The sequence below is a fragment of the Pseudomonas sp. McL0111 genome, assembly GCF_052567255.1.
In genome coordinates this window covers 4,232,880-4,256,343 of sequence record NZ_CP199585.1, presented here as the reverse complement: position 1 = coordinate 4,256,343, position 23,464 = coordinate 4,232,880, and the positions used below count along the sequence as shown (strand labels likewise).

The 23,464-nt window shown below is 57.1% G+C and carries 29 protein-coding genes and 1 pseudogene; 17 read left to right on the top strand and 13 right to left on the bottom strand.

Annotated elements, in window-relative coordinates; all coding sequences use genetic code 11:
• The first annotated feature begins 67 nt into the window (after positions 1–67).
• From ACTWLJ_RS19435 to ACTWLJ_RS19420, 4 genes are all read left to right on the top strand, one after another.
• Positions 68–1,051: a DMT family transporter gene (locus tag ACTWLJ_RS19435; protein ID WP_445178045.1), complete on the top strand. Its 984-nt coding sequence runs from the start codon at positions 68–70 to the stop codon at positions 1,049–1,051.
• Between the two features lie 42 nt (positions 1,052–1,093).
• Positions 1,094–1,933: a glutathione-dependent disulfide-bond oxidoreductase gene (yghU, locus tag ACTWLJ_RS19430; protein ID WP_445178044.1), complete on the top strand. Its 840-nt coding sequence runs from the start codon at positions 1,094–1,096 to the stop codon at positions 1,931–1,933.
• Between the two features lie 139 nt (positions 1,934–2,072).
• The gene (tspO, locus tag ACTWLJ_RS19425) at positions 2,073–2,513 is read left to right on the top strand and encodes a tryptophan-rich sensory protein TspO (RefSeq protein ID WP_445181378.1); all 441 of its coding nucleotides are present in this window, start codon (positions 2,073–2,075) and stop codon (positions 2,511–2,513) included.
• Between the two features lie 78 nt (positions 2,514–2,591).
• Positions 2,592–3,509, top strand: a complete 918-nt coding sequence (locus tag ACTWLJ_RS19420; protein WP_445181377.1) for an alpha/beta hydrolase fold domain-containing protein — start codon at positions 2,592–2,594, stop codon at positions 3,507–3,509.
• 31 nt (positions 3,510–3,540) lie between these two features.
• Here the strand turns inward: ACTWLJ_RS19420 and ACTWLJ_RS19415 are convergent, their stop codons facing one another.
• Genes ACTWLJ_RS19415 through ACTWLJ_RS19395 form a run of 5 tightly spaced genes read right to left on the bottom strand, consistent with a single transcriptional unit; the run spans position 3,541 to position 7,963 of the window.
• Positions 3,541–4,902 carry a ComEC/Rec2 family competence protein gene (locus tag ACTWLJ_RS19415; RefSeq protein WP_445178043.1) on the bottom strand — a complete coding sequence of 454 codons (1,362 nt, stop codon included), beginning with the start codon at positions 4,900–4,902 and terminating at the stop codon, positions 3,541–3,543.
• Between the two features lie 23 nt (positions 4,903–4,925).
• The gene (locus ACTWLJ_RS19410; RefSeq protein ID WP_445178042.1) at positions 4,926–5,903 is read right to left on the bottom strand and encodes a carboxypeptidase-like regulatory domain-containing protein; all 978 of its coding nucleotides are present in this window, start codon (positions 5,901–5,903) and stop codon (positions 4,926–4,928) included.
• Positions 5,900–6,331, bottom strand: coding sequence for a hypothetical protein (locus ACTWLJ_RS19405; RefSeq protein ID WP_445178041.1), 432 nt, complete (start codon positions 6,329–6,331; stop codon positions 5,900–5,902). Before ACTWLJ_RS19405 ends, ACTWLJ_RS19410 begins: the two co-directional genes overlap by 4 nt.
• Positions 6,332–6,346: 15 nt before the next feature.
• Positions 6,347–7,237 (bottom strand): GNAT family N-acetyltransferase, encoded by an 891-nt coding sequence (locus tag ACTWLJ_RS19400; protein WP_445178040.1) that lies wholly within the window; start codon positions 7,235–7,237, stop codon positions 6,347–6,349.
• 60 nt (positions 7,238–7,297) lie between these two features.
• Positions 7,298–7,963 carry a phytanoyl-CoA dioxygenase family protein gene (locus tag ACTWLJ_RS19395; protein WP_445178039.1) on the bottom strand — a complete coding sequence of 222 codons (666 nt, stop codon included), beginning with the start codon at positions 7,961–7,963 and terminating at the stop codon, positions 7,298–7,300.
• A 152-nt stretch (positions 7,964–8,115) separates the two neighbouring features.
• Here ACTWLJ_RS19395 and ACTWLJ_RS19390 point away from each other — a divergent pair, with 152 nt between their 5' ends.
• From ACTWLJ_RS19390 to arsH, 4 genes are read left to right on the top strand one after another with little or no spacing between them, the layout of a single operon-like run.
• Positions 8,116–8,463, top strand: coding sequence for a metalloregulator ArsR/SmtB family transcription factor (locus tag ACTWLJ_RS19390; protein WP_445178038.1), 348 nt, complete (start codon positions 8,116–8,118; stop codon positions 8,461–8,463).
• Positions 8,464–8,484: 21 nt separating this feature from the next.
• Positions 8,485–9,768, top strand: a complete 1,284-nt coding sequence (locus ACTWLJ_RS19385) for an arsenic transporter (RefSeq protein ID WP_445178037.1) — start codon at positions 8,485–8,487, stop codon at positions 9,766–9,768.
• Positions 9,769–9,796: 28 nt separating this feature from the next.
• Positions 9,797–10,267 carry an arsenate reductase ArsC gene (locus ACTWLJ_RS19380; RefSeq protein ID WP_445178036.1) on the top strand — a complete coding sequence of 157 codons (471 nt, stop codon included), beginning with the start codon at positions 9,797–9,799 and terminating at the stop codon, positions 10,265–10,267.
• Positions 10,268–10,281: 14 nt separating this feature from the next.
• On the top strand, positions 10,282–10,980 hold the full coding sequence (gene arsH / locus ACTWLJ_RS19375) for an arsenical resistance protein ArsH (RefSeq protein WP_445178035.1): 699 nt from the start codon (positions 10,282–10,284) through the stop codon (positions 10,978–10,980).
• Positions 10,981–11,050: 70 nt separating this feature from the next.
• Here arsH and ACTWLJ_RS19370 read toward each other — a convergent pair whose 3' ends face one another.
• The gene (locus ACTWLJ_RS19370; RefSeq protein WP_445178034.1) at positions 11,051–11,947 is read right to left on the bottom strand and encodes an EamA family transporter; all 897 of its coding nucleotides are present in this window, start codon (positions 11,945–11,947) and stop codon (positions 11,051–11,053) included.
• 109 nt (positions 11,948–12,056) lie between these two features.
• Between ACTWLJ_RS19370 and ACTWLJ_RS19365 the strand changes: the two genes are divergently transcribed.
• Positions 12,057–12,839 (top strand): AraC family transcriptional regulator, encoded by a 783-nt coding sequence (locus ACTWLJ_RS19365; protein WP_445178033.1) that lies wholly within the window; start codon positions 12,057–12,059, stop codon positions 12,837–12,839.
• Positions 12,840–12,851: 12 nt separating this feature from the next.
• Here the strand turns inward: ACTWLJ_RS19365 and ACTWLJ_RS19360 are convergent, their stop codons facing one another.
• Positions 12,852–13,493 (bottom strand): LysE family translocator, encoded by a 642-nt coding sequence (locus ACTWLJ_RS19360; RefSeq protein WP_445178032.1) that lies wholly within the window; start codon positions 13,491–13,493, stop codon positions 12,852–12,854.
• 99 nt (positions 13,494–13,592) lie between these two features.
• Between ACTWLJ_RS19360 and ACTWLJ_RS19355 the strand changes: the two genes are divergently transcribed.
• A complete protein-coding gene (locus ACTWLJ_RS19355) occupies positions 13,593–14,045 on the top strand; it encodes a thiol-disulfide oxidoreductase DCC family protein (protein ID WP_445178031.1) in 453 nt (150 codons plus the stop codon).
• Positions 14,014–15,138: an NAD(P)/FAD-dependent oxidoreductase gene (locus ACTWLJ_RS19350; protein ID WP_445178030.1), complete on the top strand. Its 1,125-nt coding sequence runs from the start codon at positions 14,014–14,016 to the stop codon at positions 15,136–15,138. Before ACTWLJ_RS19355 ends, ACTWLJ_RS19350 begins: the two co-directional genes overlap by 32 nt.
• Here the strand turns inward: ACTWLJ_RS19350 and ACTWLJ_RS19345 are convergent.
• Positions 15,116–15,565, bottom strand: coding sequence for a GNAT family N-acetyltransferase (locus ACTWLJ_RS19345; protein WP_445178029.1), 450 nt, complete (start codon positions 15,563–15,565; stop codon positions 15,116–15,118). The genes ACTWLJ_RS19350 and ACTWLJ_RS19345 overlap by 23 nt on opposite strands.
• Positions 15,566–15,672: 107 nt before the next feature.
• Between ACTWLJ_RS19345 and ACTWLJ_RS19340 the strand changes: the two genes are divergently transcribed.
• Both ACTWLJ_RS19340 and ACTWLJ_RS19335 read left to right on the top strand, forming a co-directional pair.
• Positions 15,673–16,581 carry an alpha/beta fold hydrolase gene (locus ACTWLJ_RS19340; RefSeq protein WP_445178028.1) on the top strand — a complete coding sequence of 303 codons (909 nt, stop codon included), beginning with the start codon at positions 15,673–15,675 and terminating at the stop codon, positions 16,579–16,581.
• A gap of 105 nt (positions 16,582–16,686) precedes the next feature.
• A complete protein-coding gene (locus tag ACTWLJ_RS19335; protein ID WP_401208886.1) occupies positions 16,687–16,845 on the top strand; it encodes a DUF2986 domain-containing protein in 159 nt (52 codons plus the stop codon).
• Between the two features lie 13 nt (positions 16,846–16,858).
• Here ACTWLJ_RS19335 and ACTWLJ_RS19330 read toward each other — a convergent pair whose 3' ends face one another.
• Complete coding sequence (locus ACTWLJ_RS19330; protein ID WP_445178027.1) at positions 16,859–17,212, bottom strand: hypothetical protein; 354 nt, start codon at positions 17,210–17,212, stop codon at positions 16,859–16,861.
• A 478-nt stretch (positions 17,213–17,690) separates the two neighbouring features.
• Between ACTWLJ_RS19330 and ACTWLJ_RS19325 the strand changes: the two genes are divergently transcribed.
• Complete coding sequence (locus tag ACTWLJ_RS19325) at positions 17,691–18,053, top strand: DUF6124 family protein (protein WP_445178026.1); 363 nt, start codon at positions 17,691–17,693, stop codon at positions 18,051–18,053.
• 409 nt (positions 18,054–18,462) lie between these two features.
• Here the strand turns inward: ACTWLJ_RS19325 and ACTWLJ_RS19320 are convergent, their stop codons facing one another.
• Complete coding sequence (locus ACTWLJ_RS19320) at positions 18,463–19,176, bottom strand: DUF695 domain-containing protein (protein WP_445178025.1); 714 nt, start codon at positions 19,174–19,176, stop codon at positions 18,463–18,465.
• Positions 19,177–19,661: 485 nt separating this feature from the next.
• On the opposite strand from ACTWLJ_RS19320, the gene ACTWLJ_RS19315 reads away from it, so the two are divergent.
• Entirely contained in the window at positions 19,662–20,180 is a 519-nt protein-coding gene (locus ACTWLJ_RS19315; RefSeq protein ID WP_445178024.1) for a DUF1993 domain-containing protein, read from the top strand.
• Between the two features lie 18 nt (positions 20,181–20,198).
• Here the strand turns inward: ACTWLJ_RS19315 and ACTWLJ_RS19310 are convergent, their stop codons facing one another.
• Positions 20,199–20,633, bottom strand: a complete 435-nt coding sequence (locus ACTWLJ_RS19310) for a GFA family protein (protein WP_445178023.1) — start codon at positions 20,631–20,633, stop codon at positions 20,199–20,201.
• Positions 20,634–20,728: 95 nt separating this feature from the next.
• Here ACTWLJ_RS19310 and ACTWLJ_RS19305 point away from each other — a divergent pair.
• A pseudogene (locus tag ACTWLJ_RS19305) lies at positions 20,729–20,915 on the top strand (isochorismate-pyruvate lyase); the annotation flags it as partial.
• A 45-nt stretch (positions 20,916–20,960) separates the two neighbouring features.
• Here ACTWLJ_RS19305 and ACTWLJ_RS19300 read toward each other — a convergent pair.
• Entirely contained in the window at positions 20,961–22,178 is a 1,218-nt protein-coding gene (locus ACTWLJ_RS19300) for an MFS transporter (RefSeq protein WP_445178022.1), read from the bottom strand.
• 130 nt (positions 22,179–22,308) lie between these two features.
• Here ACTWLJ_RS19300 and ACTWLJ_RS19295 point away from each other — a divergent pair, with 130 nt between their 5' ends.
• Positions 22,309–22,971, top strand: coding sequence for a TetR/AcrR family transcriptional regulator (locus ACTWLJ_RS19295; RefSeq protein WP_445178021.1), 663 nt, complete (start codon positions 22,309–22,311; stop codon positions 22,969–22,971).
• A gap of 10 nt (positions 22,972–22,981) precedes the next feature.
• Here ACTWLJ_RS19295 and ACTWLJ_RS19290 read toward each other — a convergent pair whose 3' ends face one another.
• Complete coding sequence (locus tag ACTWLJ_RS19290) at positions 22,982–23,395, bottom strand: winged helix-turn-helix transcriptional regulator (RefSeq protein WP_445178020.1); 414 nt, start codon at positions 23,393–23,395, stop codon at positions 22,982–22,984.
• Positions 23,396–23,464: the final 69 nt, after the last annotated feature.

Genomic DNA, 23,464 nt, shown 5'->3' with positions numbered 1-23,464 from the left:
GTATCGTTTGAATGCATCAGACTTTGATTCATATCATCGAACTCAGTCCTTTGTCAGGTGCCATTCGATGAACGTCACGCAGACTCGCCTATCACTGTTGACCAGCGGATTGTTGCTGATGGCGATGGTCGTCAGCTGGAGTTCCGGTTTCATTGGCTATCGCTACGTGGCGGATCAGGGCAGCGTTTATCTGGCTTCGTTGTGGCGTTTTATTCTGGCGGCAGCGCTGTTACTGCCGTTTGCCTGGAATGGTTTGCGCCAGTTGCGCGGTCGGGATGTCGCGCATCAAGCGCTGCTGGGATTGTTCGCGATTGGCGGTTACATCGGGCCGATTGCCGGCTCGATTCAACTGGGTATTGCGCCGGGCACAGCGTCACTCTTTGCCAACCTGTTGCCGCTAACGATTGTGGTACTCGCCGGCAGCGTGCCCGGGCAACGTACACGGGGCTGGCAATGGCTGGGATTGGCGTTGTGTCTGGGCGGGATGCTGATCGCCAGCGCGGCCAGCATCGAATGGGCGTCCGCTGGCCTCTGGGTTTACAGCTTGCCGTTGTTTGCCGTGCTGTCATTGGCGGCGGCCACGTTGTACGAAAAGGCGCGGCCCGGCGCCTCGATGCCCGCTGCGACAGCGCTGTTGATTCAGGTTTGCGCGGTGATTCCGCTGTTCGCCGTGCTGGCCGGCCTTGAAGGACAAATGCGCCCGCCGGGCAGCGCCGGTTTTGTTGGCGGTGTGCTGTGGCTGGTGATTTTCGCGACTTTTGGCGGCTACGGATTCTATTGGCTGTGTCTGCAACGGTTCACTATTCAGCACATCAGCGGTGCGCTGTTCCTGACGCCGCCAGTGACGCTGTTGTGGGCGTGGCTGCAGTTCGGTGATCCGTTGAGCGTCAGCGCCCTTGTTGGAGTCGGCTTAACGCTGTTGGGCTTGCCATTGCTCACACGCAAAGCAGCTTCAACCAGAACCAACGGCGCAGATTTTCACGAAAAAGATCTTTTGAGCAAACGCCCTTCTGTGGTGTCCTGTTCAACAGGAACCCGAGATTTTCAATAACGGTTCAACCACTCTCGACACATTAACGATGAGGTCCGTTTCATGAGCAAAGCGTCCTACGTCCCTCCGAAAGTCTGGAAAAACACCGCGCCATCCGGCGGCCAGTTCGCCAGCATCAACCGCCCGACTGCCGGGCCGACTCATGACAAGACACTGCCGGTCGGCAAGCATCCGCTACAACTGTATTCGCTGGCTACGCCCAATGGCGTCAAAGTCACCATTCTGCTGGAAGAGTTGCTGGCGCTGGGGCACTCGGCTGCCGAGTACGATGCATGGCTAATCCGCATCAACGAGGGCGATCAGTTCTCCAGCGGCTTCGTAGAGATCAATCCGAACTCGAAGATCCCGGCGCTGCTCGACCACAGCGTACAGCCGCCGATTCGGGTGTTCGAATCAGGTTCGATCCTGCTGTATCTGGCGGAAAAGTTCGGCGCCTTCCTGCCCAAGGATCTGGCAGGACGCACCGAAACCTTGAACTGGCTGTTCTGGCAAATGGGCGCGGCGCCTTATCTGGGCGGCGGCTTCGGGCATTTCTACGCCTATGCGCCGGAGAAGCTCGAATACCCGATCAACCGCTTCACCATGGAAGCCAAGCGCCAACTTGACGTGCTAGATCGACGCCTCGGCGAGAGCCGTTATCTGGCCGGCGACAGCTATACCATCGCCGATATCGCAGTCTGGCCGTGGTACGGGCAACTGGTGCGCAACAATGTGTACTCGGCGGCGGAGTTTCTCGATGCCGGGCAATACAAGCACCTGCAACGCTGGGCCGAGGAAATAGCCAATCGTCCTGCGGTGATTCGTGGCCTGCGGGTCAATCGCACGTGGGGCGATGAAACGAGCCAGGTTGCCGAACGGCACGACGCAGCAGACCTGGCTTAAGAAGCGCAGCCGCCAGGAAATCAATTTCGGGCGGCTGCATCATTCTGGTTGGACTTTTTCGCATCATCAGGCGTCGTACCTTGAGACTGCAACGTGGTTTTCCGAAACCCGGATAGCCGGCCTCGGCCAAGGACTGATGATGACTTTTCTGATTTTTCTTCTCGCTTGCGGCGCCGCCGCAACCACCGGCGTTATTTTCAAACCCGGTGAATGGTACCAATCCCTCAACAAACCTGATTTCACCCCGCCCAACTGGGCGTTCCCGGTCGCGTGGACGACTATCTACCTGCTGCTCGCCTGGGCCGGATATCGATTGACCTTATTGCCCGGCAGCGAAATGCTACTGGCGTTGTGGGCGGCGCAGATTGCGCTCAACACATTGTGGACACCGGTATTTTTTGGCGCGCATCGTTTGTTCGCCAGTATGGTAATCCTCGCGCTGCTCTGGCTGGTTGTGGCGGTCATGGTGGTCATGGCGCTGCGTCTGGATGTGCTGACCGGGTTTATTCTGCTGCCGTATCTTCTGTGGCTGTGTGTAGCCGCCGCGCTGAATTTTTCAATCCTGCGCAATAACCGCTGATCATCAACAGCCTGCCGGACATGAGAGTACGTATTGGAAACCAACAAGCTTGAGTTTGCCGAGCGGGAACTGGAAGAGATGCGCCGCTTCAACAAGAAGCTGGCGTGGCTGCCGCGCTTTCGTATCCGCAATCGCGTCACGCCCCGTTTGATCCAGGCACTGTTGCGCGGCAGTCAGATTGTCGGTGCAAAAAGACTGCTCAAGCATGGGCTTGAGGCTGAAAGCACGGTTGCCCGTGTAAACGGTTCATCGGTGCCCGTACGAATCATTCGACCGCAGGGAAAACCCGCAGGCGTTGTGCTGGATTTCCATGGCGGTGGCTGGGTGATCGGCAATGCGCAGATGGACGACGACCTTAATGCGGCCATGGTCAATGCGTGCAATGTCGCAGTGGTTTCGGTCGATTATCGGCTGGCCGTCAATACGCCGGTTGAGGGTCTGATGGAGGATTGCCTGTGTGCTGCTCGCTGGCTGTTGAGTTGCGAAGAGTTTGCGGACTTGCCGGTTATCGTCGTGGGTGAATCTGCCGGAGGGCATCTTGCGGCGGCGACCTTATTGGCGCTGAAACACTGGCCCGATTTGCTGCAACGGGTAAGCGGTACGGTCTTGTATTACGGCGTCTATGACTTGACGGGAACTGCGAGCGTACGTGCGGCCACGTCTGAAACACTGTTGCTGGACGGCCCCGGTATGGTCGACGCTTTTCGCCTGTTGACGCCGAACATGAACGACCAGCAACGCCAGCAAGCACCGCTATCACCGCTCTATGGCGACTTTAGCGGCTTGCCGCCCGCGCTGCTGTTTGCCGGGGAGCTGGACCCGTTGCGAGACGATACGCTAGACATCGCCAGGCGCTGGGCAGAATCGGCAGCGGTTGAGGTGCATCTTCTGCCCTCCTCCGCGCACGGGTTCATTCACTTCCCGAGCGCAATGGCTGAACGTGTTCTGGCGCACAGTCGGGCGTGGATTTCGAAGCGAGTTGCCGCTTTCGGATAGCGCAAGACCGTTGGGTTGGCGTTGTTCGACATCACGATTTGCGGGAAGCGAGCTCCTCTACCTCGTTTGGATTACTCGAATTGTCGATGCTGATTTTCCCACTGTCGATATCGACAAAAAAATCATGCCGGGCGCCGGTCATAATTACCGGTGTCACACCCGGGTTCTTTTGGACCTTGGCCTTGCCTTCCTCACTGACATCGGTCTCCATCGCAACGATTGTGGTAAAGATGGCCGTCGATTCAGTTGAGCTCTGGTAATTGAACTTGTCACCATCTGCCGACGTGACGACAGGATGAGGTTTGACCGAACTGCCAAGTGAAGAGGTAGCCCTTAGCCGCTCCATCACATCCGGGTAAGGATGCGCCCATTTGGTATCAGTACTGATATAGGCAACCCGCGGCGCGGTGTGGCTGAGAAAACCCGCGCTGCCAGCCTGTCTCGATCCATGGTGACCCACGCGCAAGGCGTCGATATTCCTGATTTCGCGGGTACACTTTTCGAGTAATGCCTCTTCAACGCTTTGCTCGCCATCGCCCATCACTAAGTAAGTCGCGATATCGGGACCTTGCAGATGAGTAACACGGATCAATATCGCCAGGCTGCTGCAATTTTTTACGCTTTCGCTTGAATGCGTCGGAACCTGGTTTGCACTTAAGACCGTCAAATTCAAATGACCCAGCCTTAGCAGTAATTTGGGCAATTCGGCATGTGAATCAAGGAAGTACATCGAGCCGGTACACTTCCCGAGCAACGTCAAAAACTCCTTCGGATAGTCGCTTTCTTTTCCGCCTAAATATGCCTGAGTGCACTGGAGTGTGAATCCCTTCACTTTTACGTAAGCAAGCAATTTCTCGAACTGGTTGTAATGGTCACCATCGCCATGGGTAAAGCAAAGGAGATTGATCGTTAAAATCTTATCAAACGACCCGCTATACCGACCGCTCAACGTCTCGAAAATAAACTGACAGGCAGGTTCAATCGTAACGTCCGCATTCTTTTTCGAACCGAAATCAATTAGCGCCGAAACTCCGTAACTGTCATAAACGAAGGTGGAATCTCCTTGCCCGACGTCAAGCATGCTGATACGAACAAAATGTCGGTACTGCGGATCAAGGATGGTGCTGGTAATACCTCGAGGGACTGCCAGTGCACTATTGGTTGTCCCGTACTGTTTGAGGCCAACGTTGACGGGTATCGCACGAGCACGCGTTTTTTCGCTATTAAACTGCAACTGATAGTAACCACCTGGCTGGAGCTCTCCATCGAACAGCAATCCAGGCTTGAAGTAAAGAATGTGAGAGAACGGCGTCATGAATACGTAATTGCCATCCGCAACCCCTTTATAAACACCATCCAGCTGTTGTTCGACAAGCCAGCGTTCAGAAGCCATCCCTATACCTCGTCACAAATCGATCAACATTGAAATTTTTTGCTTATCGCGCTCAGCGTTGCATCATTGGTCTCACCCGAAGGGGGCAACTCACAGTTTTCCTGAAACCGCTTCAATCCCAGCGCCAGTTCTTCCTCGTTAGTCAGGTATGACAGGTTAGTCAAACGCTGCGCGCAACCTTCACCCTCAGTGATTGGGACAAGTCCGCCCAAGTCCAACGCATACTCTTCAGAATACAATTGCTCGATCAGAGTGAGCCGGCCACGTCGAGAGTTGGGAGGAATCCATTCGACAATCAGTCCATCGCCATTCGCCACTCCGACCCTGTCCGTAAAGGCATCGCCGGCGTCCGTCTCGATGTGCAAATGGTATAAAACATAAGAGCGAGGTGCGCCGTCGCTCTGCAGAAAACGCACTTTCAGCCGCTCCGGAACACCCTTTCTGAGAACGGTCACCAGTGTGCCGACGGGAATATCCGCAACAACTTTTTGTCTGAGCGCCGGGATGAAAACCTCATCGTCGGCATTGAGGATGTACATGCTTTCACGCTTATCGCGCAGCGCCTGATTTCGAGGGTGTTGCCATACCGTATCGGGGAAGAAGCCAGCCTCCTGTGCAATCGACGCGATGCATTCGCCAACCAGCACACGGTGCACACGACCATCCTCCGGCGTTACGGCCATAGAAGTCGCCCAATCCGCTCGGCCGGGACGCGAAGTATCCCCCGCTATGTTCTCAGTGCCAGTCACTTCCCATGCGTCTTGATCCAGACCCGGAATGCATAGCGAATAGGCACCCTCCGTCAAACCATTGAATACCCAAAGCCCGGTTGCGGATGTCTTGCTGGCAATGCGTCGTCTGGACCGGTCACGAAGTTCGATCGCAATACCCGGGAGGCCCGTGCCGTCCTCGCCAACGACCTTGACTGTTATGGAGGTGGTGAGATTGTTTTCCTGACACGGCAAGATTGATCCGCGCCACTGGTAATCATCGGGCTTCATGATTGGGTTATCTCTGCTGTTGGAGACAAACTGACCGGCGCAATTGCACCCAAACCAGAGTCCCGGGCAATGCTGGCGTTGGCAGCTATTGCGTTCTCTAGCGCATCGCAGCGGGTGATCAAGTGCGTCAAACGATCACTGGGAGACGTGAACGAGTTGTCCACCAGTGCAGCGGCCATCCATTCATTCCCGGGCTGATGTTCAAAGTCCCAGCCATACCGTTGGATCAATCCAAAATAGCCGTACAGATCGTGCTCGCTGGTAATCCCATAGCCGGATGCCTGACTCATAAACTCGCGTACTTTTACCGGAAGATCGGGCGACGCCTGACTGTACATGGGCGACATGAATTCCTGCATAGCGAGAAATAATCGGTTGCATCTGGCCGCCTCAAACTGCTCCAACTGCCGGGTTCTCAGAATGATCATGGATGCCTCATACATTCATAAACTGAAGACGTAATGCAGTGCGTCATCATCGACGTTACCCGGCATCATCACCGCCCCCGACTTGAGCAAGGTTTTGTGCGATGGAATATTTTCCTTGCGGACACGTGCGGTCAAACGCCCAACGCCTCGCTGCCGGGCGACCATCAGCAATATTTTCAATGCCTGAACACCAAACCCCTTGCGCTGATGAGCACTTGCAATCCAGTAATAGAATTGCGCCGCCTCAAGGGCATCGGTGCCAGGGTCTGGCCGCAGGCGTACTACACCAACCAGGCCGATCCGTGCCGACATGATGCCGATAAGGATATTTCCGTCCCGGTAGTTTTGCTCGATCCAGTATTCGACATGCAGCACGCTCGTCAGATGCTGGAGGGCCCCCAGCATTGCCTGCCGACCGGTCAGCTGTTTTCGATACACCGCACCGGCATGATGGGAGCCCAGAAGCAGGCCGAACACCTGTTGACCCTCGCCAGAGAAAACTCTTTCAGAGTCCAGTGACGCGAGACTTCGTTGCTGCCACAAACGGTTTCGTTGCTGCCACGCGGCAATACTGCGATCCAGCGCGGTGGTATCGAGATTTATTGTTCCGGTTGTACGGGCCTTGTCTGCACCAGACCGACAGGCATCATTCGAATGATCTAAATATTCGAGAGCCTTCGCATACCTGGCTGTATGGCTAAAAATCAACGACAGATTGAAACAGGCAATGCTCCGCAGGATGTCGCATGTTGCGACATTCGCGACATGCCGAAACAAAGCGGCCGCCAACGACCAGCGATAGTCCGCCGCAAGCCGGCTCGCGATATCGAATACCGGGTCTCGCACCCAGTAATGACTGTCGCGCGCTGAACCGCAAACATTGGTTTCTAATATACCGTTGCTCATCCTTGGCAATCCCTCGTCGAAGGCATGAGCATAGTCAAAACTTTTTATCTCACCTGTTTTTCAGAACCGTTGATAAATGGTGCAGGGATCGAACCAATCGGTCTTTTCCATCTGAATGTTGCGCAAGCTCAAAGTCTCCAGATGAGATGCGTAGAGCGGTTCCGAGAAATAGCTGATCAGAACTGAGCGCCGACGCGAGCCGACCAGATTCAAACTACCCGCATGCAGCAGATCTACATCGAACACCAGAATGTCCCCGGCGCTGCCTGAAAGCTGTACGACTCGGGACTCATCACTGAAGTCGAATGCAGGCTCTCGGTGGCTACCGGGAACAATGCGAGTCGCGCCATTCTCGGGTCCGTAATCGTCGAAAAAAGCCAGGGCATTAACGATGTCGCCGGGCCGCTGCGCCGACAGGTCACGGTGCAACTGCTGATAACCGCCACCTGCAAGCGGTTCGCGCCCCTCCACTTGCGATAGAAAAAATCGCTCGCCGATCAACTCGCCCACCATCGCCAGCATCTGCGGCAGACGACAGACGGCCCTGACCGTTGAATCACTGTCCAACTGTGAATGACGCCAATCCATGCCACGCGGCACCGGCCATTGATCCGACGGTTTTACGCCGACCTCAAACGCGGTGCGAAGGTCATCCAGCCAATCAGCGGGGATCGCTCGACGCAGCAATGCGTATCCATTTCGATGGAGTTGTTCGCAGTCATCCATTGCTTTCCTCAAGTTCCTTGCGACCAAACACCCAGCGTAGCTGTTGGAAAACCAATAGCGATCAGGGAGCGATGAACCAATGCAGAATTTCCGGCTTGCACAATACATATGGATAACCGTATATTCGGACTTCCATATGTAAGGCATTCGACATGATCACTCCCCCCGAAGTTTTCAAAAGCCTGGCCGACGAAACCCGCACTCGCGCTACGTTGCTGATCGCCGATCAAGGCGAACTGTGTGTCTGCGAGCTGATGTGTGCGCTCGAAGACAGCCAGCCGAAAATCAGCCGACACCTCGCTCAGTTGCGCAGCAGCGGTCTGTTACTGGATCGCCGTCAGGGCCAGTGGGTTTATTACCGTCTCAATCCGGACCTGCCCGCCTGGGTTCACGAAATCCTGCAAGTGACGTCGAAGGCCAACGTCGATTGGCTCAAGGACAACGCTGCTCGCCTGCAGAACATGGATGGTCGCCCTGTCCGCGAAGCCGCCTGCTGCTGAACCTTGATTGAGTGAGTCCTCATGCTTGTCGCTGTTGCTGTTTTCGTCTTCACCCTCATTCTTGTCATCTGGCAGCCCAAAGGCCTTGGCGTCGGTTGGAGCGCCACGCTCGGCGCACTGATTGCATTGGCAGTCGGTGCTGTTTCGCTGCAAGACATCCCCACGGTATGGGCCATCGTCTGGAATGCGACCGCCACCTTCATCGCGGTGATCATTATCAGTTTGCTGCTGGATGAAGCCGGATTCTTCGAATGGGCCGCGTTGCATGTGGCGCGTTGGGCCAAGGGCAGTGGCTATAGATTATTCGCGTTTTGCGTGTTGCTCGGGGCAGCGGTTTCTGCCGTGTTTGCCAATGACGGCGCGGCGTTGATCCTCACGCCTATCGTCATGTCCATGCTGCTGGCGCTGCGTTTTTCACCTGCTGCCACGCTGGCCTTTGTCATGGCCGCCGGGTTTATCGCTGACACCGCGAGTCTGCCGCTGGTGGTATCCAATCTGGTGAATATCGTGTCCGCCGACTACTTCGCACTGGGTTTCAGCGAGTACGCATCGGTAATGGTGCCGGTAGGTCTGGTCAGCGTGGCCGCGACTTTGCTGGTGTTGTTTCTGTATTTCCGACGGGACCTGCCACAACGCTACGCACTGGATGCGCTGCAAGAGCCCAAAGCGGCGATTCGTGACCGCGCCACCTTTATCGTCGGTGGCTGGACGTTGCTGATATTGCTGGTGGGCTTGTTCGCATTGGAGCCGCTGGGCATTCCCGTCAGTGCAGTGGCGGCAGTTTGCGCGGCCATCCTGTTTGCCGTCGCCGCCAAGGGCCAGAAGATTTCGACTCGACGGGTGCTGCGTGAAGCACCGTGGCAGATCGTAGTGTTCTCGCTCGGCATGTACCTGGTGGTGTATGGCTTGAAGAACGCCGGTTTGACCGATTGGCTCGCCGGGGTACTCGATCACTTGGCCGAACAAGGGCTCTGGACCGCCACCCTCGGCACCGGCCTGCTGTCGGCGTTGCTGTCATCGGTGATGAACAACATGCCCAGCGTGCTGATCGGCGCACTGTCGATTCAGGCCAGCGATGCGCAAGGCCTGGTTCGCGAAGCGATGATCTACGCCAACATCATCGGCTGCGACCTCGGCCCGAAAATCACCCCCATCGGCAGCCTCGCCACGCTGCTCTGGCTGCATGTGCTGGAGCGCAAAGGCATGCGCATCACCTGGGGTTATTACTTCAAGGTCGGCGCCCTGCTGACTCTCCCGGTTCTATTGATCACCCTCTCGGCGCTGGCCCTGCGCCTGAGCCTTTGACGTCCGCCCGATGCGGAAGGAGCAATTGATGCGAGTTCTGTTCATGTGCACGGCCAACAGTTGCCGCAGCATCCTTTCAGAAGCCCTGTTCAATCACTTGGCACCACAGGGTCTCGAAGCCGTCAGCTCTGGCAGCTTTCCCAAAGGACAGGTGTTGCCGCGCAGTCTGAGCACATTGCAGCAGGCCGGAATTTCGATTGACGGTTTGTACAGCAAAGGCAACGACGCCTTCGAAGGCAACCCGCCCGACATCGTCATCACCGTCTGCGACAAGGCTGCCGGTGAGACCTGCCCGGTGTATTTCGGCCCGGCGCTGAAATCCCATTGGGGCCTGGAAGATCCTTCCGACGTGAGCGGTGACGAAGCGGCAATTGACGCGGCCTTCCACTCGACATTGGCGACTGTCGAGCAACGCTGCAAAGCCTTCCTCGCCCTGCCCTTTGCCCGACTCAGCCGTGATGAGCTCAAGCGTGAGCTTGATCGAATTGGCACTCTCTAATCGAAGGAGGACTTATGTCCGAGCACCTGCCCAACCTTGATCCAAGCCTGTTTGAAGACATACGCACGTCGAATCCGGGTGAGCACAAACCGCGCATCCTGTTGTTGTACGGATCAACCCGCGAACGCTCCTTCAGCCGTCTGCTGGTGGAGGAAGCCGCACGCCTGCTGGAACACTTCGGGGCTGAGGTGCGCATCTTCAATCCATCGGGTTTGCCGTTGCCGGACGATGTTCCGGTCGAGCATCCCAAGGTTCAGGAACTGCGCGATCTGGTGCTGTGGTCGGAAGGTCAGGTCTGGTGTTCGCCGGAACGCCATGGCGCGATGTCTGCCGTATTCAAGGCGCAGATCGACTGGATTCCGCTGGAGCTGGGCGCGGTTCGCCCGACGCAGGGCAAAACCCTGGCAGTGATGCAGGTCTGCGGTGGATCACAGTCTTTCAACGTGGTCAATCAGCTCCGGGTATTGGGGCGCTGGATGCGTATGTTCACCATCCCCAATCAGTCCTCGGTGCCTAAGGCCTACATGGAATTCGACGATGCAGGCCGAATGAAACCGTCACCGTTCTACGACCGCGTTGTCGATGTAATGGAAGAACTGGTGAAATTCACGGTGTTGCTGCGTGACCGCCAGGAGTTTCTGGTGGACCGTTATTCAGAACGCAAGGAAACTGCCGAGCAATTGATGAGCCGGGTGAATCAGCGTTCGATCTGAACTCGGCCACCGGGCCGATCCTGAACGCCGCTTCATAACCTTCCCAGTAAATTCCTGGAGCAGCGTCGCTTTAAGCCTGCTCCAGTCGGCGCGCACGATAGCGCATCAACAATATCTGCGTGCTGCCTGAGCCCAGAACGATAGCCAGCAAAACCAGCAAGATCAGCCCCCAATCAGCGGGGCTTGGGTATTGGCCAAGGATCACCATCGAACTGAAAATGCCAAACACCGGAATCAACAGTGACAACGGTGCTACCCGCGAAATCGGGTACTCACGCAACAGCAGATTCCACCCCCAGTAGCTGAAGTGCGTGGCTGCGTAGACCTGGAAGGCGAGCGACAACAACGTCATCCCATTCAACTGCGAAGGCAGCGCGATGAAGGGCGCCGAGCCATACATGCCCCACGTCAGCAACAGGAGCGGAATCGGAGGAAACAGGCTGGCCCACACCACAAAGGCGAAGATCTCTCGCACCTTCGAAACCTTGATGATGACATTGCCGATGCTCCATGCCATTGCGCTGCCGATGACGAGCAATAAACCGGCCCTCGACGCATTGCCGGGGCTGCTCAGAACAAACCCCAACAACCCGGTGGCGGCCAGCAAGCTTGCAATCCATTGAGCCCGCCCCAGACGCTCGCCGAAGAAAAGCACACCCCAACCCAGCGTAAAAAATGCGCTGCACTGAATCAGCAACGACGCCGTGCCCGGTGGCACTCCCCAGGCGATGCCCTGATTGATCAACGCCCACATGGCAACGCCAAAAATCAGCCCGTAGGCGGCCAGCCAGCGGAACGCCACTTGTGGACGCTCGACGAAAAATACCCAGGGCAACGCCGCCAGTGCGAAACGCAATGCGGTCAACAACAGTGGATCGATGTCGGCGAGACCTAACTTGGTCACAGGGAAATTCAATCCCCAGACGGCCGTCACCAGCACCGCAAGTAAAAGATGTTTCTTCTGCATGCTCAGTCGTTCCCTCGCGCCGAGCCCAAATGCTCAAGCGTGAGGAAATATGCAATCAATCGTGATGGCCTGCTTTCAGTCACAGGCCAACTTTCATTAGAATCGGGCCATGCGAGAAATAAGCCTGCCGCCCTACCAGAACACACCCCGCGACGCGGTCGTGACCGCCATCGATTACGCGGACGGAACACTGTTTCCGCTGCATGACCATCCGCGAGGTCAGTTCGCTTATGCCGCCAGCGGGGTCATCACGGTGTTCACCGAGGCCGGCAATTGGGTCGTTCCACCTCAACGCGGCATCTGGGTGCCGGCGCAACTGCCCCATTCGATGCAGATGCGCGGCCCGGTGACGTTGCACAACACCTATATCCGTAAACAGGCTGCCCGACGGCTCGGGCTGCCGGGGCAATGTCAGGTACTGGAAGTGTCGCCGCTGTTGCGGCATTTGCTGCTCAAAGCAATCGACGTACCCACGCGATATTCCAGCCAGGGACGTGACGGCCATCTGATGGGGTTGTTGCTGCACGAGATTGCCGGCATGCCTGCGCTTTCTCTGAATGCCCCGTTGCCGGCAGAACCACGATTGGCGAGGGTGTGTCGCGACTTTCTGACCCAGCCTTCATTGGAGGTGGGTATCGACGAAATGGCCCAGCGCGCAGGAATGAGTCGCCGCAGCTTTACGCGATATTTTCGATCGCATACCGGAGTCAGCTACATCGAATGGCGACAGCAAGCCTGTCTGCTTGAAGCGATTGTTCTGCTGGGCAAAGGTCAGTCAGTCACGCAGGTGGCGATGTCATTGGGTTACAGCAGTTCCAGCGCGTTCACCACGGTTTTCAAGCAACGACTGGGAGAAGTACCCAGCCGCTACTTCGCAGAACAGCTGGTTTAGAGCGTCCGACGATCAAGCCGTCTGCCGGCGCATCGTCAAAATAGCTGCGCCAAAACCAATAAACGTCGTCCCCACTACCCGGCTGACCCAACGCGACAGCGACGGGCGAGTCAGCACGCCTTTGGCCCGCGAAGCCAGCGCCGCATACAGCGTCAGCGACGACACCGACAACGCACAGAAGATCGAAGTCAGGATCAGAAATTGCGGCAGCAACGCGCCGCTCTGATCGATGAACTGCGGAAACAATGCGGTGAAAAACATCGTCGCCTTGGGGTTGGTGACTGCCGTCAGAAACGCCGATTTGTACAATTTGCTGCGAGTGGGCCGGATCTTCTTCGAGCCGTCCTCAATGCCTTCCGCGAGCATCGGGCCTTTCTTGAACAACTGCTTCACGCCGAGATAGAACAGGTAACCGGCGCCGATGATTTTCACCGCGTTGAAAAGCAATTCAGAACTCGCCAGCAACGCGCCGAGCCCGAGCATGGCGGCGGCCGACAGGCAAAACAGACCGCTGGCATTGCCCAACGAAGACCACACCGCGCTGCGCTGACCGTGGGCCAGACTGTTGTTGATCGCCATCAAAGTTGCAGGGCCGGGGCTGGCGATGGCAATCGCGGCGACCAGGGTGAAAGTCAGAATCGAGTGAGAATCCATTTTCAGTGCTCGTGCAGGTGAGGTGCTGCATGTTAACGCAGAGCGTGTAACAACTGGCTAGGTTATGATCCGCAAGACCCAAACCTCGGACCCAAGCCCATGCCTGCCCCCCGAATTCGCCCTACCCCCGCGCCCTTGCTCAAACCCGGCGAGACCGTGGTTCTGTTCGACGGTGTCTGCAAGCTGTGCAACGGCTGGGCGCGGTTCCTGATTCGTCATGACCGCGACCACCAAGTTCGGCTAGCGGCGGTGCAATCGCCCGAAGGCCAGGCATTGCTGGCGTGGGCGGGTTTGCCGGTGGATCAGTTCGACACCATGGCAGTGATCCGCGACCGTCATTTCTGGGTGCGCTCGGATGCGTTTTTCGAAGTCGCCGCGCAACTGCCTGCCCGTTGGCAGCCGGTCAGGCTACTGCGTGTTTTTCCACGCTGGCTGCGCGATTGGGCGTACGACCGTATTGCACTGAATCGTTATCGGATCTTTGGCAAGTACGACACTTGTCTGTTGCCTGATCCCGATCATGAACGGCGTTTTCTCAAAGCTTCCGCATAAACCCCCTCAGCCGCATCCGCAGGATCGCGCATCGACAACGGAGGTTGATGTGAGCAAAAAAATCATCGTCATCGGCGCGGGCATCGTCGGCGCTTCATTGGCTTATCACCTCGCGGTGAAAGGTGCGCAAGTGATTGTGCTTGAGGCGGGTGAGATTGCGTCCGGCGTGACCGGGCGATCCTTCGCATGGATCAACACTTCGCACAGCGGACCAGATCCCGTTGCGCCGTTGCGCGCTGCGGCCATTGAAGAATATCGACGACTTGAGTCCGAACTGCCGGGGCTGAATATTCGATGGACCGGGGCACTGTCTTACGGCGACTGTGTCCACCAATTGCCAGGCATATCCCGCGCACAAATTCTCGATCTTGAACCCAACCTGAAACGTCCCCCGCAACGAGCGTTCTTTGCCGCCGAAGAAGGCGCGCTGCATGCTGTGCAAGCGACGCAAGCCTTGATCGCAGGTGCGCAGAACCACGGAGCGACTGTGTTTACGCAAACCCCGGTGCTCGGTTTCCAGACCTTGAACGGCAACGTCACTGGCGTGATCACCGCTACGGGCAACCTCGATGCGGACGTTGTCGTACTGGCGGCGGGAACCGCTATCACGCGGCTCGCAGACATGCTGGACGTTTCCCTGCCGATCGAGGCTTCACCTGCGATATTCATCCGCTACAAAACCCAGCCCCATCGAGTGAACTCGATCATTTCCAGCCCTGAAATGGAGATCAGGCAAGACGCCGACGGCAGGTTGCTGGCAGCAGAAGACTATCTGGATGACACACCGCAAAACTGTCCGGATGCTATCGCGCTGCGAACGGCCAAAGCCATTCAGCACGCACTTCACGGGGTAGTTTCCATAGAGACTGAAGTAGCGTGCATCGGCCTCAGGCCAATGCCTGCGGACGGTATTCCGATCATTGGCTATCTGCCGAACATCAGCGGTGCGTATGTCTGCGCTATGCATCCGGGGGTGACGCTGGCCGCAGTCGTCGGCCGGCTGGTCGCTGAGGAACTCATCGATGGCAGTTCTGCGACGGTGCTTGCGCCGTGTCGGCCAGCACGGTTTATCAGCGCAACACCTTGCGCATGAACACCCGTGCAAAGCCATTCTCCGTGGCGCGATGGATCTGCTGATAACCGAGCCTTTCGTAAATCGCGACGTTCTCGACCATCAACTCATGGGTGTAAAGCCGTATCGCCTCGCAACCGTTGCGGCGCGCATGCTCTTCACAGAACGCCATCAACTGCTTTCCGAAACCCTGCCCCTTATGCCGAGGCGACACCGCGACGTTGATCAGTAGCAGATCGCGGCCCTCCTTGCTCATCACCAGGACACCAGCAATAGCGGCGCCGTCCGCGAGCACGAAGGCATCGGTTTCCCGCACGACCTGCTGATAGTCATCGAGCATCGGCGCGGGTTTTCTGCCGATTCGCGGGATGTAGGGCGTGTAGGCTTCGTTGACCAGTGCGGCGATGGCGGTGGCATCTTCCGGCAGGGCTCGGCGGATTGTGTGCAATGTGTTCTCCAAAGCGGCGGCCTTTGATTTTTCTGAATGCGTCTACGCTCACTCAATCGCAACCTCAGCGTCAACCCGTCACGCCCACCACGCCCGGAGATACTGACATGAGCCGCCCGCTGCTGACCGCCCTCGCCCTGCTCGCTGTGAGCCTGCAAGCTCAGGCGGACGTCACGCCATATCCCGCGACTTTCCGGGTGCAGGAAATCCCGGTCGAAGGCGCGACGATGCATGTTCGAATTGGCGGCAAAGGTCCAGCCGTGGTGTTGTTGCATGGCTTTGGCGACACCGGGGATATGTGGGCACCATTGGCCGCTGATCTGGCGCGCGATCACACCGTGGTGGTGCCGGATCTGCGCGGCATGGGTTTGTCCTCGATTCCAGAGAGCGGCTACGACAAGAAGACTCAGGCCGGTGACATCCGCGCAGTGCTGAGCGCGCTGAAAATCGAACACTCGGTGGTCATCGGGCACGACATCGGCACCATGGTCGCGTTTGCCTATGCCGCGCGGTATCCGCAACTCACCGACCGCTTGGTGGTGATGGACGCCCCCGTCCCCGGCATCACCCCGTGGAACGACATCGTTCGCTCGCCGATGCTCTGGCACTTCGACTTCGGCGGCCCGGACATGGAGCGCCTGGTGGCCGGACGCGAGCGCATCTACCTCGACCGCTTCTGGAATGAATTCGCTGGCACTCCGGCGAAAATCGATGAAGGCACTCGCCAACACTACGCCGCACTCTACGCCCGGCCCGGCGCCATGCACGCCGCATTCGCGCAGTTTCGCAGCATCCGCCAGGACGCCCTCGACAACGCGCCCATCCTCGACAAGCGCCTGACCATGCCAGTGCTGGCGATTGGCGGTGAAAAGTCTTTCGGCAACAACGAAGCAATCGTGATGCGCAACGCCGCCGACAACGTCACCGAAGTGGTGATTCCGGCCGCCGGGCATTGGCTGATGGAGGAAGCGCCGGCGCCGACCATCAAGGCAGTTCGAGACTTTGTCGCGAAGTGAAGAACAGTCATTGCCTCAACCCGGCGCATACGTCAGGATTCCACCACTTTGATTGGGCGGGAGCACTTCCCCCCCAATCAAAATCTTTCACGCCGAGCAGAAAACATGAACCGTCAGAAAAAGTTGAAGCAGTTGTTCAAAGAAAAGGCCAAGAAGGCCAGCGCCAAACTGGCGCCGAAAAAGCCGAAATACATCAGCAAGGCTGAGCGCGCGAAACTGGACGCTGAAGGCGTACCGGAAGCGACCGAAACCACCGAGGCCTGAGCGCCCTATTCTCTCAGACGTTTTTACACGTCAGCCACGCGCCCCAGAAAAGCCTGCTGAAAAACCGCGTCGCCTCGCCAAATCCCGCCTCATGCAACAACGCCTGAACCGCTGCCTCGGAATGCGGCGGATCAGCGCCCTGCAAAATCTTCCCCAGTCTGGCCTGCACTTCCTGCGCCGTGCTAACGGCACCCACCACCAGCACTTTCGCCGGACGCCATTCGCCAAGCTGCGCCGCCAACATGCACGCGGCGAGATCGTGACAGGCGTCGTAACCGGCCAGGGCGATGCGGCTTTGAGTGGCGTATTCGTTGGCACGGGAGGTGTCGAATTTTGCTGCGGGGTTGTGGGACGGGGTTGAGGTCACGGCGATTCTCCTTGTCTTTGGAGCAAGCTACGCCGGGAATCGAGATATGAAAAATTCAATAATTTTATGCGCTGCATTCCTGTGGGGAATGGGGTTTGTGGCGGATTCTTTGTTGGCGTTTAAGGACCTCAGGGCTGGTGTTTAATCGACACCCCGCGTTACGTCCAGAAGGCTACAACGCCTTGCGCCATTGCCTACGACTAAGCCAGAATCCGCCGGCTTGTGCGCCTGGAGGGCCACCGGTAACTTGGTTCGGTCACTGATTCGCAGTGATCGGGTTTAGTAGCCCGTGGCAATTCATGCTGCACGTGCATCCGTCAGACAGGTGTTTCCATTCCTGTGTTCGATGGTGGCTGTACGTAGGGCGCCTTCGGGCGCGCCGGCTTAAGCTGAGTTCCCCGGTCTACTAACCTGCGTACAGCTGCCACCCCCTCGTTTAGTAGCTTGGGGTTGGCGCTCAACTTAGGGAACACAGCTTATGATTAAGATCACACCCAACCCACCGGAAACCGATCCGGCCTCCCCGTACGAATCCCTCGATTCGAACAAACTCCACGATGCCGCCGAACGCGCCCTCGACCACTACCTCAAACCCGCCGCCGCAATCATGGCGACACCCTACCAAATCAGCAGCATGTTCCGCGTCAATCCCGACACCGACACCGAATCCTTACTGGCCAACGCCTGCGAATCACTTGCCTCGGCAACCGTGATGCTCGGTGACGTCGCCGCACTGGTGGAAGGCCCGATGCGCAAGACGCTGTTGGGGATTGCGCAGGTGGTGATGCTTGGGGAGTTGGCGGTGAATCGGGCGCTGGACAGGGTTGAGTTGGTGAAGTAATCCGGTAGTCCGTGGCGCGTGGATGCCCTTTCGTCGCGGACTATTAATGAGCGTTTTGAAGAAATTCCATTTTCGAGCCTTTTGGAATTAATTTTCAAAACCATCGGTGATAAAAAACCAGACTAAAATTTCAGAAGGCAGGCCGCGGCGTGGGCTGAAAGCTGCTTCTAGCTGATGTCAGTTTTCGACCCAAAGCAGTCTGTGGCGACAGACAGCAATTGGCCGAATCAGACTAACTCAGACGCCCAATTATGGATCCTGTGGTTAATATGCGACTTTGAATCCCAAGCAAGAAACCCAAAATTCAGGATGCTTCCAGTGCGGTGGCCCTTAACTCGGAATCCAGTTTTTCGCTAACGCTAAAGTGTGCAACACATCCGATTAAAGATCGCTTACTCAACGGCCTGCATTACTCCACACACTGTTTTGGCGTGATCTGTATCTGTTGAGACAGCTCGCCATTTGATCCATCAGTACGCCATTCAGGCTCTTTACGGCTACTTAACTCGATAGGGTAAGGCCCGGTCGGTGCCAACGCTGCCTGTACTCGGGTAATAAATGCGTCGTCACTTAGAGCGTAGAAAATCCACTCCCGTTGATGTACACCAGTGACCGTGCACACCCACTTCGCTGACCCGCTGTCTGTCACGGTCGATTGTATCAAGCCTTCCATTTCAGCCATCCGTGCGCGATCCCGAGGCGCCAGCAACGAGGTTGCTGTGGTGTGTTTCCAAGTGACTTTGACCTTGAAGGGCAACGCCTGCTTCTCGCTCGCGGGTATCGAATGAACGATGCGGTAAATAGCGGGACTTGGCGAGTCAGGAAAGTCGGATAATTGAAAGGAGCTATCGTCCGGTTCAGCGAGTTGTAGTGGCCGGTCATAGGCAGGCCGATCGCCGAGAAGGGCTTTAAGTGCCTCTGCTATGCGTTCCTTCCGATCTGCTACGCAACTATCGTAGTCGGTACTTTTGGCTGGGCCTGCGTCCAGACATGGATCGCGTTCGACCGTTTTTGGGGGGGCATGGGAACATCCTGCGCTGAATACGCTTGCCAGCGTCAACAACAGAACGAGTGGCAATGCGGTTATTGGTTTTTCAGAAACGTTGGTGTTTGAGTGCTTCAAGTTGCCTTCCATGGAGGGTGTGGCGGGTTCAAGAGGTCAGCAAAAACGAGGACATTGCGGATGAACCGAGCGATGGTCTTTTTGCGGAGATATATTACTACTAGAAACCGATGTCCGCTTTGGCGCAAATACCATCCCTCAATCACTCCAGAAAACTAGCTACGCAAGACTGATGCGTCCTTACGTTGCCCAAGCACAAAGCGTCCCCAAATTCGCGCCGAGACTGGCATCCCCGCATTCACGGCTTGGCATCGCACTCGCCGCACGGTGTTGCGGATGGCCACTGCACCGGGGTTGAAAACCCTATTCGGAAAAATCCTTTCTCCCAAGGCCAATGTGATTGAGCTGCCGAGTTATTGAGCGAATCGGCTAAAGAGATCCCTCGTAACAGCACACCTTAAAAAAACAGGAAGAAAAATCCGGACCAGAGCATATTTGGACAGTAGTGACCTCCCCTCCTTCGAATAACCACTCAAGGAACAACCATGTCGATCTACGCAGTCACCGTCCCCACCTTCGCGCAGATGCTGCGATCCTTGTCAGCTCTCTTATCCAAAGGTGAGGCTTGCGCACTTGAACGCGGTTACGACCCGCAGGTTCTGCTCGAAGCACGTCTTGCGCCGGACATGCACACCCTCGCCCGGCAAGTTCAGCACACCTGTACTCAGGCGCTGGACGCGGTTCAGCGACTGACGCAACAGCCGCTGATCCCCCTCACGCTTCCCGAGAATCTGACCGCAGCGAAGGCGTTGATCGAACGCACGCTGGAACTGCTTGCTGCGGTGGACCCTGCGCAGATTGATGCCGGCGCGGATCGGCAAATCGCTATCGATTTGCCCAATGGCATCGCCTTCGACATGACCGGCAGCGAGTACGCCCTGAATTGGGCCATGCCCCAGTTCTATTTCCATCTGATCACCGCGTACAACATCCTGCGCCATAACGGCGTGCCGCTGGGCAAGGCCGATTACGTGCAGCACATGTTCGCGTATCTGCGGAAGTAATTCAGATCAGGCTCCGGGTCAATCAGCGTTGACCCGGAGCTCTTTCAGCAGAAATTCCAGCGACTCCACGGCACAGTGATGACTGTTCGCCGAGCGGTGCGCATCCCATGACATCGCGTCATCCACGCAAAAATCGCCAACACACTCCATGCTCAAATCATCGTCGAGCAGTCCGAGCGGAATCCACACGTAAGGCGATTCACGAAGTGGATTGGGCACGGTCGACCCGCAATGTGCGCAGAAGTCGCTTCTGTAGCCGCTGGGTTTGCGCCAACTGCTGATCGAGTCCTGCCCTGCTTCCCAGCGAAAGTCGCGAGCGTTGACCAGTGTCGCGAGGTTGTGGCCGACGCCGGTCTGCTTGCGGCAAAGGCTGCAGTGGCAGCGATAAAAGAAGCGCGGCTCAACGGTGAGCGAAAAGCGTACAGCGGCGCAAAGGCACTGCCCTGTTGTCATGGAGCTCTCCTTGGGAAACGTTGCTGCAGCGCTTGCTCGCCGCGGCTGAGTTCGTTTGAATTTTTCTCATTTCAATAATGCCCGGAACTCTGAACATGGACGTCATCAATCAGTTGCAACCCGAAAAGTGCGCAGATATGCAGAATATCCGCCTTGAAATCGATGCCCTTGACCAGAGCGTCATCAGATTGTCGGGCAAGCGTTTCAAGTACGTATGGGCCGCCTCAAAGTTCAAAAACCTCGGCATCCTCGGTACGCGCTCCCGAGCGTTTCTTGTCTCTCCGGCTCTATTGTCCAGGGCATTGAAATCCGCACGAAGTGTTGACTTCAATGCCCGGCAACCGAAGACTTGCCTGCTGCTCGCGGACCCGATTTGAAGCCGTGCGCCCTGGCGGCCCAGGCAATCGAAAAACCTGCCCCGATCAGCAGCACCATGGCCCATGGAAAAGAGGCCACGCCCCAGCTTTCCAGCAACACCCCTCCCATCACACCACTCCCGGCGATGGCACTGTTCCAGGCCACTACATTCAACGACAGTGCCACATCTGCCCCGTCCCCCGCCGCATCCGCCAGCGCCGTTTGCAACAAGGTTGCGGCCCCACCGAAACTCAAACCCCAAACCACTGCGCCGAGATAGATCACCTCAGGTTCGCGCCCCAAAAAGCCAAACATCACGGAAACCGCCGCGAATGTCGCAAGGCTCACCAACACAGTTTTGCGCAGTAGCGGTTCAACCAGTCTGGCAGTCATCCAAATACCCATCAACGCTGCAATACCAAACGCCAACAACACTAAATCCACACGATCCTCCAGTCCCGCTGCTGCCACGAACGGTGCAATGTAGGTGTAGAGAATGTTGTGGGCCAGCATCCAACTGATCACCACCGCCAGCACCGGCCGTACGCCCGGCGTCGTCAACACGGTGCGTAGCGATTTTCGCTGGTCTGCGGCTTGGGGTGCGTAATCAGGGACTCTCAACAATACCCAGACAATCAACAACAGGGTCAGCACCGACATGATGCCAAAGGTGGTCCGCCACCCTACAAGGCCGCCCAGCCAAGTACCGAGCGGTACGCCCAGCGACAACGCTATCGGTGTCCCGACCATGGCCAGCGCCAGTGCCTTGCCCTGTTGTTGAGGTGCAACCATGCGCCGGGCGTAGCCAGCCAGCAGACTCCAGGCCAGTCCCGCTGCTACGCCGGCGAAGAACCTTGCGACGAGGGTCACACCGTAGCTGGATGACAGCGCGGTGATGGAATTGAACAAAAGAAAACCGATAATGGTAAGTAGAAGCACATTACGCCGGCGCCAACCGCGTGTGGCGATAGTCATGGGAATGACTGCCAACACCGATCCCAGAGCATAGGCAGTGATCATTTGGCCGGCCATGGAGGGTGAAATAGCCAGCCCTTCGCTGATCAAAGGCAGCAGGCCCGCGGGCAACGTTTCGGTAACAATACAAATGAAACCGGTCATGGCGAGGGCGAGCAAAGCGCCAATGGGCAAGCGGTCGGATGATTCCGACAGGGTCATTGAGGGGGTCACGGGAAACTCCTGGCGTGAGGATTGCAGACTTAAATACTGATCGATATAAATGTTGACGGCAGTCAGTGCTCGTTGTCAACGACTTATGTATCGACTAGTATTTATCTCGTCATCCTGAGGAGTCTCTGAAATGGCGCAAATGGGCCGCCCCCGTACCTTTGACCGCGACCATGCCGTGGAGCAAGCACTGCACCTGTTTTGGCAACACGGCTATGACGCGACCTCCCTCGCTCAATTGAAAGCACAACTGGGCGGCGGAATTTCCGCACCTAGCTTTTACGCGGCGTTCGGTTCCAAGGAAGCACTGTTCGACGAGTGTGTGCAGCGTTACCTGGCGACCTTTGCCCAAGTCACAGAATGCCTGTGGGACGATAGCCTGCCGCCGCGGCACGCTGTCGAAACTGCGCTGCGCCAATCGGCGCGCATGCAATGTGAAGACGGTCATCCCAAAGGCTGCATGGTGACTTTGGGGTTGATGAGTGCACCGAGCCCGGAAAGTACGCGGGTGGTCGAAGCCCTCACTCAGTCTCGCGCTCGCACTCGTGCGGGAATTCTGGCTTGCGTTGAGCGGGGAATCGGGACAGGTGAACTGCCGAGCAGTATTCACGCCCCGGCGATGGCTGCTGTGTTTGACAGTTTCCTGCAGGGTGTTTCCATCCTTGCTCGGGACAACATTCAGCATGCGGTCATTGATGCGGCCATTTCTCAGATCCTGCTGACGTGGGACATCGCGGCCTCTGGCCTGCCGTCGCTTATCGAGCCGACGCTGGAGTTGGAATTGAAATCGCGATAAGTAAAAGCTCTCAAGTCACGTCGTCCGAACTTCCAGAATCATAGAGTGCCCGAGCCTCACGAAAGCCCTCTGCGTTCCCCGCTACCCACATCCAAAGCGGAATCATCTGCACCAAAAGGCCACGCCCCAGTTCCGAAAGCTCATAGTCGACACGCGGCGGGACCTCGTTGTAATCCCGCCGCAAAACCAGACCATCGCGCTCCAACTGACGCAAGCTGCGGGTCAACATCCGCTGCGTCACGCCGCTCATGCGTCTGGCCAGTTCCGCGTGCCGTAACCGCCCTCCCACTCCTAACGCATGGACGATGCCCAGCGACCAGCGATTCCCGGCATGGCTCAGCACTTCTCGTTTCAGACCGCCGTCTTCTGCACTCAGTGCATCGCACGCGGCTTGCGATTGCCGGATGATTTCTTCGTTGTCCATTCGCCCCTCAGGATCACTCGTGTACCTACTTATGGGCAGGCTTTAATCGTGACAGGATAACTGCCACTC